Source organism: Streptomyces ossamyceticus (assembly GCF_001418475.1).
In the GTDB taxonomy this organism is placed as follows: domain Bacteria; phylum Actinomycetota; class Actinomycetes; order Streptomycetales; family Streptomycetaceae; genus Streptomyces; species Streptomyces ossamyceticus.
The window spans coordinates 1-13,898 of sequence record NZ_LIQX01000518.1; the positions used below are offsets into that span (position 1 = coordinate 1).

General features: G+C 73.5%; 13 protein-coding genes. 9 read left to right on the forward strand and 4 right to left on the reverse strand.

Annotation, left to right across the window (positions count from 1 at the left end):
* Nucleotides 1-1,634: GAF domain-containing protein (locus tag AOK15_RS47575; RefSeq protein ID WP_338059938.1), on the reverse strand; the 1,634-nt coding region annotated here is incomplete at its 3' end.
* 320 nt (nt 1,635-1,954) lie between these two features.
* Here AOK15_RS47575 and AOK15_RS31610 point away from each other — a divergent pair.
* On the forward strand, nt 1,955-3,055 hold the full coding sequence (locus tag AOK15_RS31610) for a lysylphosphatidylglycerol synthase transmembrane domain-containing protein (protein ID WP_055521761.1): 1,101 nt from the start codon (nt 1,955-1,957) through the stop codon (nt 3,053-3,055).
* A 65-nt stretch (nt 3,056-3,120) separates the two neighbouring features.
* On the opposite strand, the gene ku is transcribed toward AOK15_RS31610, so the two are convergent.
* Nucleotides 3,121-4,185 (reverse strand): non-homologous end joining protein Ku, encoded by a 1,065-nt coding sequence (ku, locus tag AOK15_RS31615; RefSeq protein WP_478078816.1) that lies wholly within the window; start codon nt 4,183-4,185, stop codon nt 3,121-3,123.
* Between the two features lie 221 nt (nt 4,186-4,406).
* On the opposite strand from ku, the gene ligD reads away from it, so the two are divergent.
* The gene (gene ligD, locus AOK15_RS31620; RefSeq protein WP_055521763.1) at nt 4,407-5,288 is read left to right on the forward strand and encodes a non-homologous end-joining DNA ligase; all 882 of its coding nucleotides are present in this window, start codon (nt 4,407-4,409) and stop codon (nt 5,286-5,288) included.
* Nucleotides 5,289-5,496: 208 nt separating this feature from the next.
* Here ligD and AOK15_RS31625 read toward each other — a convergent pair whose 3' ends face one another.
* Entirely contained in the window at nt 5,497-6,300 is an 804-nt protein-coding gene (locus AOK15_RS31625) for a nuclease-related domain-containing protein (RefSeq protein ID WP_055521764.1), read from the reverse strand.
* Nucleotides 6,301-6,404: 104 nt separating this feature from the next.
* On the opposite strand from AOK15_RS31625, the gene AOK15_RS31630 reads away from it, so the two are divergent.
* The 7 genes from AOK15_RS31630 to AOK15_RS31660 all read left to right on the forward strand — a co-directional run bounded on the left by AOK15_RS31630 (nt 6,405) and on the right by AOK15_RS31660 (nt 13,227).
* Nucleotides 6,405-6,926 (forward strand): protein-tyrosine phosphatase family protein, encoded by a 522-nt coding sequence (locus AOK15_RS31630; protein ID WP_079058827.1) that lies wholly within the window; start codon nt 6,405-6,407, stop codon nt 6,924-6,926.
* A 103-nt stretch (nt 6,927-7,029) separates the two neighbouring features.
* Nucleotides 7,030-7,890, forward strand: coding sequence for a hypothetical protein (locus AOK15_RS31635; protein ID WP_240508690.1), 861 nt, complete (start codon nt 7,030-7,032; stop codon nt 7,888-7,890).
* A gap of 38 nt (nt 7,891-7,928) precedes the next feature.
* Nucleotides 7,929-9,191, forward strand: coding sequence for a sensor histidine kinase (locus AOK15_RS31640; protein WP_055521771.1), 1,263 nt, complete (start codon nt 7,929-7,931; stop codon nt 9,189-9,191).
* Between the two features lie 113 nt (nt 9,192-9,304).
* Complete coding sequence (locus tag AOK15_RS31645; protein ID WP_055521766.1) at nt 9,305-9,661, forward strand: SH3 domain-containing protein; 357 nt, start codon at nt 9,305-9,307, stop codon at nt 9,659-9,661.
* A gap of 48 nt (nt 9,662-9,709) precedes the next feature.
* Entirely contained in the window at nt 9,710-11,095 is a 1,386-nt protein-coding gene (locus AOK15_RS31650) for an FtsW/RodA/SpoVE family cell cycle protein (RefSeq protein ID WP_055521767.1), read from the forward strand.
* A complete protein-coding gene (locus AOK15_RS31655) occupies nt 11,092-12,555 on the forward strand; it encodes a penicillin-binding transpeptidase domain-containing protein (protein WP_055521768.1) in 1,464 nt (487 codons plus the stop codon). Before AOK15_RS31650 ends, AOK15_RS31655 begins: the two co-directional genes overlap by 4 nt.
* 162 nt (nt 12,556-12,717) lie before the next feature.
* A complete protein-coding gene (locus AOK15_RS31660) occupies nt 12,718-13,227 on the forward strand; it encodes a DUF3291 domain-containing protein (protein ID WP_055521769.1) in 510 nt (169 codons plus the stop codon).
* A 24-nt stretch (nt 13,228-13,251) separates the two neighbouring features.
* Here AOK15_RS31660 and AOK15_RS42915 read toward each other — a convergent pair whose 3' ends face one another.
* A complete protein-coding gene (locus tag AOK15_RS42915; protein ID WP_055521770.1) occupies nt 13,252-13,626 on the reverse strand; it encodes a hypothetical protein in 375 nt (124 codons plus the stop codon).
* Between the last annotated feature and the right edge of the window lie 272 nt (nt 13,627-13,898).

Sequence of the window (13,898 nt, forward strand, 5' to 3'; positions counted from 1 at the left end):
GGTGCCGCCGGAGCTGTGGGCGCCGCCGGAGCTGTTGGTGCCGCCGGAGCTGTTGGTGCTGCCGGAGCTGTTGGTGCCGCCGGAGCTGTGGGCGCCGCCGGGGCGGTAGAGACAGCCGGGCCTGTGGGTGCCGCCGAGGTGGTGGAGGTGGTCGCGTCCGGCGGCGCGATCGGTGCGGCCTCCGCGATCGGTGCGGCCTCCGCGGTCGGTGTGGTGGAGGTCGGCGGAGCAACGCCCGGCGGCATGACCGGCGCCGTTGGCGAGGTGGGCGGAGTCGGTGGCGACCCCGGCGACGCGATCGGAGTCTGCCCCACCGGCGTCACCGGCTCGACCGGCGGCATCGGCGAGATCGACGAGGAGGGACCTGTCTGCGACCCCGGCGACGCGATCGGGGTTTGCCCTACCGGTGTCACCGGCTCGACCGGCGAGGTCGACGAGGAGGGGCCCGTCTGCGACCCCGGCGAAGCGGTCGGAGTGCGCCCCACCGGCGTCACCGGCTCGACCAGCGGCGTCAGCCCCGTCGGCGTCACCGGCGTCACCGGCGTCACCGGCGTCACCGGCGGTGGGACGGGCGGCGTCAGCGTGGGCGTCACCAACTGCACCAGCGGCACGGGCCGTGTCGATGCCCCCGCCGCCCCCATCTCCGCCCTCTGCGCCGCCTGTCCCGTCTCCCCCGCTTCCGTCGGCACCGTCCGTTCCATGTGCCGCAATTGGGGTCCGCCCAGGAGCCGGGCCTCGACGACGACGCCGGTCTCGCCCGACGCGCCCATCACCGGGCGGCGCAGGAGCGTGGCGACGCGGCCGCCGGGGAGGGTCACCTGGTCGAGGGTGAGGTGGGGGGAGGCGATGAGTTCCTCGGCCTTCTCGCGGAGGACGGCCAGGTCGACGCGGCCGAGGGTCTCGGCGCCGTGGCCGTACGGACCCCGCGTCCGGGCGGGGCCGTCGGGCTGGCGGGGCCACGGCTCGGAGGGCGGCGCGGCCCGGCGGTACGCGGCGAGCAGGGCACGCTCCCGGTCGGTGGCCTGTTCCAGCAGGCGGGCCTCGATGTCGTGGGCGGTCTCCCGGACGAGCCGCAGCATGGCGGGGTCGCCGTCGTCGCGGAGGCAGGTGAGGTCGAGGATGGCCTCGATACGGCCGCTGAGCGGATCACGGACGGGAGCGCCTGCGCAGGCGAACGGGGAGAGGCAATCGGCGAAGTGCTCGCGGCCGAGGACGTACACCGGGCCGCGTTCGGCGAGGGCGGTACCGACGCCGTTGGTGCCCGCGGCGGCCTCCGAGGCGCAGAAGCCGGGGGCGAAGTTCACCTCGTCGAGACGGCTGAGGAGCCGGCGGTCGCCGCCGTGCCGCTGGACCACGCGGGCCTGGCCGTCGCAGAGCACGATGGTCATGCTCACGTTGGAGAGGGAGGCGGTGAGCCGGGAGAGCACCGGGTCGGCCGCGTGGAGGAAGGGGTCCTCCAGGGTGAGATCGGGGTCGTAGGGGATCAGCAGCCGGTCCGGTTCGAGTCCCGCGGAACGGCAGCGTTTCCAGGAGTCGAGCACCGGGTCGCGCACATCCGCGTCGACCCGCGCGCCGGCGAGGAAACGCTCGTGCGCGTCGACGAGCCCACCGATGTCGTCCCAGGCGACGGACACGGGATCACTTCCCTCGCCCGGCGGTCTCCCCGTCGCTCGCCGCCACTCGGCGCGCGCCCCGAGGGCCTGCCAAGCCATACAACCGTAGACCTCACGTGACACGAATCACAACATCGTTCGCACAAGGGCACGGGAGAATGCAAAACGCCTGTACGGACGCCTGACGGTGGCTCCGACGGCGGCGGGAATTCGGTTCCCCCACACTTGAGCGTCACATCCGAAGGGAACGCTCCTGTCATCCCCCTCGTTCTTGTCACGCCTTGCCTCCGCCGGTCCGGTCCCCGTCCGCCCGGCGGTGACACGGAAGGACGACGTGCCCTTTGTATCCGCTTCCGCTCGACGCGCCGCTCCCCGCGCGGCCCGCCGCAACTGACCCCGAGCCCGAGCCCCCCTGCTCCACGCTCGCCCTCTCCACGGAACTCCCCACGAACCTCCGGAGCCGCCTCCCCGGCGGACTCCGCCGACTCGTCCCCGCCCGGTCCGCCGCCACCGCCCGCCGGTTGCGGCTCACGCTCACCCTGCTGCCGCTGCTGCTGCTCGGGGTGTGGGCCGCGGTCGACTGGCGCACCGTGTACGGCGGCGCCACCCGGCTGGTCTCGGCCGACCCGCGGTGGCTGCTGGCCGGGGTCCTCTTCACCGCCCTGTGCTCCGTGGCCGCCGCGTTCGTCCGGCAGGGCGCGGTGCCCGAACGGCTGCCGCCGGGGCAGCTGATCGCGACGCAGTTCGCGGCCGGCGCCGCGGGCCAGGCGCTGCCGGGCAACATCGGCGCGCATGCCGTCGTCCTGCGCTTCCTGCGCGGCCAGGGCATACCCCTGCCCCGGGCCACGGCCTCCCTCGCCCTGTACTCGGCGGTGAAACCGGTCGCCAAGACGCTGGTGATCCTCGCGTTCCTGGTCGCCTTCCCCGGCACCCTCAAGGTGACCGAGCTGCTCCCGAAGGGCGAGACGCTGGCCCTGGCCGGCGCGATCACCGGGGTCAGTGCGGCCGCCGTGGTCACCCTGATCACGACCGTACGGCCACTGCGGCAGCCGCTCATCGGGGGGCTGCGGACCGCGCTGACCGACACGCGGGTCGTGCACAGCCGGCCCGTCCGGGCCCTCGCGCTGTGGGGCGGCGCCGCCGCGTTCCCGCTGTGCCAGGGCGCGGTCGTCGCCTCCGTCGGGACCTCCCTCGGATTGCCGCTGTCCTGGATCCAGATGGTCTTCGCCTACCTCGTCGCCAGCACCGCCGCCGGTGCGGTGCCCGCGCCGGGCGGCCTCGGCCCCATGGACGCGGCCCTCGTCTTCACCCTGGTCGCCTTCGGCGCGCCCGCGACGGTCGCCACGACCACGGTCATCGGCTACCGCGTCCTGACGGTGTGGCTGCCCCTGCTCCCCGGCACGCTGGTGCTCTCGGCGCTGGTACGGGCGAAGGTGCTGTAAGGGCTCGGCGGGAGAACTGACGGCCGCCGCCGTGCGCAGCCCGGTGCCCGGTACCCGCCGGTGTCTCAGGCCGGGCGCTTGCGGGGCGTCGTCTTCTTGGCCGGTGTCTTCTTCGCGGTGCTCTTCGCCGTCGCGGACTCCTTCGCCGTGGACTTCTTCGCCGTGGACTTCTTCGCCGTCGTCTTCGCCGTCGTCTTCTTGGCGCCCTGGGCGCTCCGCGTCCCCTGGGACGACTTCGCCGTGGACTTCTTGGCGGAGGCGGCCGACGGCGCCGACTTCTTCGCGGTGGCCGTGGACTTCTTGCCGGCGGGTTGTTTCGGGGTGCGCATGGGGGTCACGGCGGCGACGTCCTCGCCGCGGGACTCCTTGGCGGCACGGACGCTGTTCTCCAGGGCCGCCATCAGGTCGAGCACCTTGCCGCCCGTCTCCGGGGCGGGCGCGGCCGGCGGCTCCTCGCCGGAGGCCTTCGCGGCGATGAGTTCCTCGACGGCCTCGCGGTAGTCGTCGTGCAGCTCGTCGAGGTCGACCTCGCCGAGCGTCTCCATGAGTGCGTCGGCGAGATCGAGTTCCTTGTCGCGGACGGTGACGCTCGCGTCGGGCGCGACCCCCTCCGTCGTACGGATCTCGTCGGGCCAGAGCAGTCCGTGCATGGCGAGCACGTCCTCCACCACCCGGAGCATCCCGAGCCGCTCGCGCCCACGCAGGGCGAACTTGCAGATGGCGACCTTCCCGCTGCGCTTGAGCGCCTCCCGCAGCAAGGTGTACGGCTTGGCGGCCGGCACACCGTTCGGCGCCAGGTAGTACGCGGCGTCCACCTGGAGCGGGTCGACCTTCTCGGCCGGGACGAAGCCCTCGATCTCGATGGTCTTGGCGGTCGGGATCGGCAGCGACGCGAGGTCCTCGTCCGTGATCGGGATCATCGTCCCGTCGGCGTCCTCGTACGCCTTGCCGATCTCCCCCTGCGCCACCTCGCGCTCCTCCAGCTCGCACACCTTGCGGTAGCGGATGCGGCCGCCGTCCTCAGTGTGGATCTGCCGGAACGAGACGGAGTGGCTCTCGGTGGCGTTCACGAGCTTGATGGGGATGCTGACCAGGCCGAAGGAGATGGCGCCGTTCCAGATGGATCGCACGAGCAGCACACCCCTTTCGGGCGGTTTACACCGAATCATCCACACCGTATCCCCGGCCGGTCGCCCCTGCCCGCCGACCGGTCGCCCTGCCCGCCCCGGCCGGTCGCCCTGCCCGACTTGGCGGGTCGCCCTGCCCGACCCGGCCGGTCGCGCCGCCCGAGCCGACCGGTGGCCGACTCCGGGCGAGGCACTTTGCCCCGCTTTCATGCGATTCTCGTTGCATGACGCCGATCACCGAGGTGGAGGGGCACCGGGTCGCCCTGTCGAATCTGGAGAAGGTCCTCCATCCGGCGACCGGCTTCACCAAGGGCGAGCTGCTGCACTACTACGCCACCACCGCGGACGCGCTCCTCCCCCATCTGCGGGGCCGGCCCGTGTCGTTCCTCCGCTACCCGGACGGCCCCGGCGGCCAGCGGTTCTTCGCCAAGAACGTGCCGCCGGGCACCCCCGAGTGGGTCACGACCGCCGAGGTGCGGCGCATGGAGGGGCCGTCCCGGATGGTGCTGTTGCAGGACCTGGCCAGCCTGATGTGGGCGTCGAACCTCGTCACCGAGTTCCACACGCCCCAGTGGACCGTGGACTCGCCCGACGAGGCCGACCGGATCGTGTTCGACCTGGATCCGGGGCCGCCCGCGAGCGTCGTGGAGTGCTGCGAGGTCGCCTGCTGGCTGCGGGAACGGCTGGCGGCCGACGGGATCGAGGTCCTCGCGAAGACGTCCGGGTCGAAGGGGCTGCATCTGCTGGGCGCGGTGCGCGGGGCGTCGTCCGAGCGGGTGACGGAGTACGCCAAGGAGCTGGCGGTGGAGGCGGAGCAGGCGCTGCCCCGCCGGGTCGTGCACCGGATGACGCGCAGTCTGCGCCCCGGGAAGGTGTTCGTGGACTGGAGCCAGAACGCCGCCCGCAAGACCACGGCCGCCCCGTACACCCTGCGGGCCCGCACCGAGCCCACGGTGTCGGCGCCGGTCACCTGGACCGAGGTCGAGGAGTGCTCCTCCCCCGGCCGGCTGGTCTTCCGGGCGCCCGACATCGCCCCCCGCCTCCAGGACTACGGCGACCTGCTGGCCCCCCTGCTCGACCCGGCCGCCGCCCGTCCACTGCCCTGAGGGGCCGCCATGGAGGCCGGGCCAGCGCCCGCTGCCGTCGGGACGCCGGTGGCCGGTGAGCCCCCGTCCCGGGCCTGTCCGTTCCGGGCCTGTCCGTTCCGGGACGGACAGGCCCGGGGGCGGACAGGCCCGGGGACGGACAGGCCCGGGGACGGACAGGCCCGGGGGCGGACGCCAGGGCGTCGCCATCGCCCGCGCCGACGCGCGGTCAGGCCCTCGCCCAGGTGCCGCGGTCCCTGGCCGTCGCGTGCAGGGCCTCGATGTCGGCCGGTTTGAGCATGCCGCCGGTGCGGGCGAGGCCGGGGAGGTCGGCGTCGGTCAGGACGCGGGCCTCGCGCGGGGGCGCGCCGACGCGCAGGTCGGCGGGCTCGACGAGGGCGAGCACGGGGTGGACCTCGGCGGTGAGGGCGTAGGAGGCCCGGTCGGCGTCGGCGCGGAGCCGGCGCAGCAGGGGGCGCGGCTCGTGGCGGCCGAGGGCGACGAGGGGGTCGGAGACGGTGACGCGCTGCCTGCGGGCGTAGAGGGAGCGGACGCAGTACAGGCCGCCGGGGCCGATCACCAGGTGGTGGATGCGGTCCCCGCCGGGCAGCGGCACCGAGTGCAGGGTGCGCCAGCCCGCGCCCTCCAGCCCGTCCAGCAGCGCCCCGATCGTCTGTTCCGCCGCGAGGGCCCGGCGGCGCGGGTCGGGGCGCAGCCGGTGCGGTGGTCCGGGGTCGCGGTCGAGGTCGACGAGCAGGGCCTCGCCGGGGCGATTGGGGGCGAGGTCGTCGTCGGGGTGCAGGCTCAGCCGGGCAAGCTCGGCGGCGGTCGGCACGGGCGGCGGGCCCACCGTGACCGGTCCGGTGACGAAGGGGTGGAGGGCGGCGAGCACGTCCGCCCTCGACTCCTCGCTCAGGAGGTTCACCCGGCCCGTCTCACGGTCGTACCAGGCGACATTGCTCCCGTCGGTCCGGCACACGTACAGGCGTTCTTGTCCGTGCCGCCGGGTCGGTATGACGCGCAGTCCGTCCATGCACCATCACCCCCGACCATGGGAACAGGCGGGGTGCTCCATCGGCAAGAACCCGGATACCTTTGAGGGGACGACCCGTCGTCAGGGGCTTGGGGAGGCCGCCGTTGCCGCCGCGCAGAAAGCAACCCGACGTTCCGGCTCCGCTCGAACCGTGGAGCGAGATCGTGCCCGGCCTGTGGATGGGCGGGCACGAGTTCGCGGGGCGGGCCGGCACCGGAGAAGTCGAATTCGCCGTCGTGGGCGATGAGTTCGATCTCGTGCTGTCCCTGCTGCGGCTGCCCGGGTACGGGCCGGGGGACGGCGTCGAGCACCATGTGTGGCCGATCCCGGACGGACCGCTCGACGGGACGCAGCTGGCGGGCGTGATGCGGCTGGCGCAGGCCGCGTGCGACGCACTGGAGGACGGCCGGAAGGTCCTCGTCCGCTGCTTCCACGGCTACAACCGGTCCGGGCTGGTCGTCGCGCACGCGCTGATCCGCGACGGGCACTCCGCCGAGGAGGCGATCCGGCTGATCCGCACCCGCCGCTCGCCGTGGGCGCTGCACAACGAGCTGTTCGTGGAGTATCTGCACACCGGCCTGCCGACCGTCCGTCTCCTGGAGGAGCTGGAGGAGCTCGCCGAGTAGGGTCTGCGATCCGCCCTCACGCCGACCGCGTGCCCTGAGGGCGGATCGAGCCACGCATAAGGTGTACGGGACCGAAAGTCGTCCTTCCGCATCCAGGAGTCCCGTGTTCCGCAGCCGGTCCGCGCGCGCGGCCGTCGGCGCCGTGTTCGCCGTGGCCGTCGTCGCGCCGTTGACGGGCTGCGGCGACTCCGGGGGTCTGGTGAGCGCGGGCGCGACGCCCACCGCGAACGGCCCCACCCGGCTGTGGCCGGGGCAGCCGCCCGCCTCCTCCCCCGCCTACGACTTCGGCGAGGCCGACACCGAGGTGGTCAAGGGGGTCACCGCCCCCGGCGGCGACATCCGGAAGGTGGACCCGGTGACGGTCGTGCGCGCGGAGATCGCCGCGCACCCGGACGTGTACGCGGCCTCCACCGGGCCGTACCGCGGGACGGTCCGGCGCATGGTCGACTGCGGGCCGGGCGGCGACCGGGAGGAGTGCCCCGTCCTGGAGGCCTACTACCGGGACCTCACCGGCGACGGGCACGACGACATGGTGCTGGGCTTCCGGCTGCTGCCGGGCAACCAGACGGCCGTGCGGATGTACACCCTGCGCAAGGGCCGGCTGGTGCAGGTGCTGGCCAGCGACGACGCGGTGATCGCGGTGGAGCTGGCCGGCCGTACGGTGATCATCCGGTCGCCCGCGGCGATCGAGGGCTACGAGTACCGCACCCAGTGGAACTGGGACGACGAGCAGCGGGCGATGCTGCTCACCCGGGACGAGATCCTCCGGGTCGGGGGGTCGACGGGGCCCTCCGACGGGCCCGCGCCTTCGCGTTCGCCGTCCCGTTCGCCGTCCCGGTCGTCGTCCACGTCGCCGTCCCGGTCGTCGTCCACGTCGTCCGTCTCGTCCCCGTTGCCCTTGTTGCCCTTGTCGTTCTTGTCGTTCTTGTCGCCCTCGTCCGTCCTGCCGTCGGAGAGCCCATGAAGTCCGGCGGAGGGCTCGTGCAGTCCGGCGGAGGGCTCGTGACACGCGCTCCGGGGAGGCGGCCGGGGCTGCGCCGGCGGGCCGCCTCGCTCACCTGGAAGGCGCTGGCCTTCATCACCGTCATGTGCTGCGGTCTGGCCGCGCTGCTCGGTGCCCTCGTGCATGTCTCCGTGACCAACCAGACGGTCAGCGACGCCCGCTCGCGGGCCCTCGGCCGGCTGGAGAGCGCGACCCGGGCGTACGAGGCGGGGAACCGGCTCCCGCCGGACGCCGAGGTCGACCCGCCGGGGCTGCCGCGGTCGCTGCGCGCGCTGGCGGAGGGCGGGCGGCGCGGCACGGTGGTCGGCGTCGTCGACGGCCACCCCACGATGTGGGCGGCCACCCCCGCCGACGGCCGCGCGCTCGCCGTACGGCTCGACTACGCGCAGAGCGCGGCCACGATCGAGGCGCTCGACCGGGCCATCCTGGGCTCGTCGGCGCTGGCGATCGGGGTGACGCTGACGCTGGGCGCGCTCGGCGTCACCCGGGTCACCCGGCGGCTGCGCACGACCTCCCAGGTGGCGCGGCGGATCAGCGCGGGCGACCTGGACGCCCGGGTCGGTGATCCCCGGACGACGGATCCGGCGCGGTACCGGGACGAGGTGGCGGCGGTGGCCGCGGCGCTGGACACGATGGCCTCGACGCTCCAGCGGAAGCTGCTCAGCGAGCAGCGGTTCACGGCGGACGTGGCGCACGAGCTGCGGACGCCGCTGACGGGGCTGCACGCGGCGGCCGAACTGCTGCCGCCGGGGCGGCCGACGGAGCTGGTGCGGGACCGGGTCGCCGCGCTGCGGACGCTGACCGAGGACCTGCTGGAGATCTCCCGCCTGGAGACGGGGAGCGAGCGGCTGGACCTGGAGGACGTCCGGTTGGGCGTGCTGGCGGAGCGGGTGGCCGCGCACGCCGGTGCCGGCACGGAGGTGCGCGTCGTCGAGGACCGCTGCGTCGAGACCGACCGGCGGCGGCTGGAGCGGGTGTTGGGGAACCTGGTGGCCAACGCGCACCGGCACGGGGCGCCTCCCGTCGTGCTCACCGTGGACGGGCCGGTGGTGACCGTACGGGACCACGGGGCCGGGTTCCCGGAGTACCTCGTCGCCGACGGGCCGCAGCGGTTCCGCACCGAGGGCTCCGCCAAGGGGCACGGGCTGGGGCTGACGATCGCCGTGGGACAGGCGGAGGTGCTGGGGGCGGAGCTGGAGTTCTCGAACGCCTCCGACGGGGGCGCGAGGGCCGTGTTGCGGCTGCCCGTGAGCGAGGGCTGACAGCTCCTCAGGGTGCGGGGCTGCTCCGATGGCCCAACGCAGAAGGCGTCCCGTTCCCGCTCCTCCTAATGTGGCGATTAGTCAGCCTCGCCCCCTTTCTGGAGGAGCATCACATGTCCCTGCGGATTCTGCTCATGCGCTTCGGCATAGCCGCCGCCGGTGGCGCTCTCGTGGCGCTCGCGGCCACCACCCCCGCCGTCGCCGGTGACGAACGGGGCCATGCCGGCCCCACCAACAAGACCGTCAAGGGGCAGGTCACGGCCCGCTCCGGACTGATCCTGCGCAGCGCGCCGAACCGCGGTGGCGCGGTCATCCGGGTCGCGCCCTACCGGGAGATCGTCAACATCTTCTGCCGGACCACGGGCCAGAGCGTCGACGGCAACCGCTACTGGTACCTGCTCACCGACGGCACCTGGGCCTGGGGCTCCGCCCGCTACATCAACACGTGGAAGACGCCACGCTGGTGCTGAGTTGAGCGACACAGAGCACAAGACATTCCATTTGGGTAAGTTCCGGGCATGACCACCAAGGCCGGAACGACCCTGGCGGCGGGTCCGGCGGACCCGTCCCCGCCCGCCGTTCGCCTCCCCCGGCGCAGAGGCGTCGAGTTCAGCCTCGTCGTCGTGGCCGTCCTGCTCTCCGTGTACGGCTACTGCGCCGTCGGCCTCGCGAAGTACGGCACCGTCCCACCCGGCGTCGCCGATTACGGCGCCGGGCTCGGCGTGCTCGCGCTGCTGGCCCATCTGGCGGTGCGGCTGCGGGCGCCGTACGCCGATCCGCTGCTGCTGCCGATCGCGGTGCTGCTGAACGGGCTGGGTCTGGTGCTGATCCACCGGCTGGACCTGGAGACCCCGGCCGATCAGGCGGCGCCCGCCCAGCTGAACTGGTCGGCACTGGGCATCGGGCTGTTCATCGTGGTCATGGTCCTGCTGCGGGATCACCGGGTGCTCCAGCGGTACGCGTACGTCTCGGTGGTGGGCGCGCTGGTGCTGCTGGCGCTGCCGATCCTCTTCCCGCCCGTGAACGGCGCCCGGATCTGGGTGCGGATCGCCGGATTCTCCCTCCAGCCCGGCGAGTTCGCGAAGGTGCTGCTGGCGCTGTTCTTCGCCAGCTATCTCGCGGCCAACCGCAACGCGCTGGCGTACGCCGGGCGCCAGATCTGGCGGTTCAAGCGCCCTCAGCTGCCGACGGGGCGGGTGCTCGGGCCGATCGTCACCATCTGGCTGCTGAGCGTCGGGGTGCTGATCCTGGAGCGGGACCTGGGCACCTCGCTGCTGTTCTTCGGCCTGTTCGTCATCCTGCTGTACGTCGCCACGGGTCGTACCGGATGGATCGCCGTGGGGCTGCTGCTCGCGGGGGTGGGCGCGGTGGCCGTCGGCTGGCTGGAACCACATGTCCATGTCCGGGTGGAGGACTGGCTGGACCCGTTCGCGTCCATCGAGGCGGGCCACGGTCCCAACCAACTCGCGCAGTCGCTCTTCGCGTTCGCCGCCGGGGGGCTGCTCGGCACCGGGCTCGGCCTCGGCGAGTCGATCCTGATCGGCTTCGCCGCCAAGTCGGACTTCATCCTGGCCACGGCGGGCGAGGAGCTGGGCCTGGTCGGGTTGTCGGCGATCTTCCTGCTCTACGCCCTGCTGGTGGAGCGCGGCTACCGTGCCGGGCTCGCGCTGCGCGACCCCTTCGGGCGGCTGCTCGCCATCGGGCTGGCCTCGATCATCGCCCTCCAGGTCTTCGTGATCGCGGGCGGCGTGACCGGGCTGATCCCCCTGACCGGCATGGCGATGCCCTTCCTGGCCCAGGGCGGCTCCTCGGTCGTCACCAACTGGATCATCGTGGCCCTGCTGATGCGGCTGAGCGACTCGGCCCGCCGACAGTACGAGGGCCCGGAAGGGAAAGGCGCGTGACCAAGTACATCCGCCGTGCCGCCGCGCTGTGCGCCCTGCTGCTCGTCGCCCTCCTCGTCAACGCCACCCGCGTCCAGGTCTTCCAGGCCCGTGCCTACGACGACAACCCCGCCAACCGTCGCCCCGAGATCGCCCGTTGGAGCCAGCCGCGCGGGAACATCCTGGTCGGCGGCCGGCCCGTCACCGGTTCGAAGGACACGGGAGAGCAGCTCCGCTACGAACGGACCTATCGAAACGGCCCGTTGTACGCGCCGGTCACGGGCTTCGCCTCCCAGGTCTACGGGACGACACTGCTGGAGCACGCCGAGAACCCCCTCCTCGACGGCAGCGACCCGATGCTGTCCTTCCTGCCCCTGTGGAACGACATCACCCGCGACCAGAACGCCGGCGGCGAGGTCGTCACCACCATCGACGCGGCGGCGCAGCGGGCGGCCTACCGGGGGCTGGGCGCCCGCCGGGGCGCGGTCGTGGCCCTCGAACCGGCCACCGGGCGCGTCCTGACGCTGGTCTCCCGCCCCTCGTACGACCCCGGACTGCTCTCCGGGAACGGCCCCTCGGTGGCGCGGGCCTGGTCCCGGCTCAACGGGGACGAGGGCAAGCCCCTGCTCAACCGGGCGGTACGGCAGACCTATCCGCCGGGCTCCACCTTCAAGGTGGTGACGGCCGCCGCCGCGCTGGACGCCGGGGTCGTCGAGGATGTCGACGCCCCGACCCGCTCCCCCGACCCCTACACCCTGCCGGGCACCACCACCTCCCTCGCGAACGAGGTCGAGGGCTGCGAGAACGCCTCGCTGCGCTACGCCTTCGAGTGGTCCTGCAACACGGTGTTCGCGAAACTCGGCGTGGACGTCGGCCTCGGCACCATGGGGGACACGGCGCGTGCCTTCGGGTTCAACGACTCGGGGGTGCGCATCCCCTTCTCCGTGGCGCCGAGCAGCTTCGACACCCGCATGGACCGGGCCCAGCTCGCCCTGTCCTCCATCGGCCAGTTCGACACCCGGGCCACGCCCCTGCAGATGGCGATGGTCACGGCGGCCGTCGCCAACGGGGGCGCCGTCAGGTCGCCGTACCTCATCGAGCGCACCACCACGGCCGACGGCCGTACCGTCTCCACCGCCGGTGCCCGCGCCTTCCGCCAGGCGATGACCTCGATGACGGCGAGACGGCTCCGCGAACTGATGCTCGGCGTCGTCACCGACGGCACCGGCGGCAAGGCCCGCATCCGGGGCGCCGCCGTCGGCGGCAAGACCGGCACCGCCCAGCACGGCCTCGGCAACTCCGGCACCCCGTACGCCTGGTTCATCGGCTGGGCCCAGTCCCATGAGGCGCTGGAGCCCGAGGTTGCCGTGGCGGTGGTGGTCGAGGACGCGGAGGCGGTACGGGGCGAGATCAGCGGCGGCGGGGACGCGGCCCCGATCGCACGGGACGTGATGAGGGCGGTGCTGGGGAGGGCGGAATGAGACGGCCCCGGGCCCGGCGGCTGGGGCGGCCCCGCCCCGCCGCGCACGGCCGTCCACCTCGTGTGTGGGCACCGGATGTCCGTCTGCCGGGTGGGCACAGGCTGTCCGCCCGCTGAGATAACGGGTGTCTCCCGCCGAGACGCCCGACCTATCGTTCGGCCCATGACCGCCGTCGTGTACGAACTCGCCCAGGTGAACATCTCCCGTCTGAAAGCCCCCCTCGATTCGCCCCTGTTGAAGGACTTCGTCGACGCGCTGGACCCCGTGAACGCGGTGGCCGACGCCGCCCCCGGCTTCGTCTGGCGTCTGCAGAGCGAGTCGGGCAACGCCACGGACGTCCCGGTCCTCGGGGACGCGGGGCTGATCGTCAACCTGACGTCGTGGCAGGACATCGACGCCCTGACCACGTTCATGTACCAGGGGCACCACCGCGAGCTGCTGTCCCGCCGCAGGGAGTGGTTCGAGCGGCCGACGGAGGCGGTCACCGCCCTGTGGTGGGTACCGGCCGGTCACCGCCCCTCCGTCGCCGAGGCGGAGGAACGGCTTCTGCACCTCAGGGCGCACGGCCCGACGCCGTACGCCTTCACCCTGCGGACGACGTTCCCTGCGGGCCCGGCGGAGCCGCACGGGGGGCCGGTCGCCGAGCCGGAGCCCGGGGTCACCGTCGGCTGACGCTGCCGCGGCCGGAGGCGGGGGTCAGCGGATCGGCCGACGCATCTCGTCCCGCACGCGCAGGGCCAGCTCCGCGCTCGCCTCCAGGTCCACGTCGTCGGGGTCCTCGCCGGCCACCGCGGGGTCGACCACCAGGACCAGTACGCCGGTGTTGCCGTCGTTCCCGGTGCACTGCGGATGCACCGTCCGCGCCCCGAGATCCTTCCTGGCGAGAAGCTGGCAGGTCACGGTGGTGCCGGAACCGGAGGGACGGAAGTCACGGGGCGGCACGGCCAGCTCGGTGCCGTCGGCCCCGGCGGCCCGCTCCAGCATCGTGTCGCGCGCCCCGTCGGGATCCTTGAAGCGGCCGTACAGGCCCGAGATCGACAGCTGCCCGCCCCCGTTCACCGGGGTGTACATCGCGACGGCCGCCTCGACGTCCCGGGCGCCCGGAGCGCGCTCGGCGTCCCGCGTGAAGGCGCCGTCGGACGCGTCGCAGTGGTCCCGTTCCAGCTCGTAGGCGCCGTCCAGCAGGTTCGGGGGCAGCGTCAGCCGGCACTCGGCGTCCGAAAGAGGCGGAGCCGGAGTCGCCCCGGAGGACCACGAACCCGGCCACGCCCGCCGTCAGCAGGGCGACGGCCCCGGCCACGATCCCGAGGACGAGCCCGATCCGGCGCCCGCGCGCGGGCGCC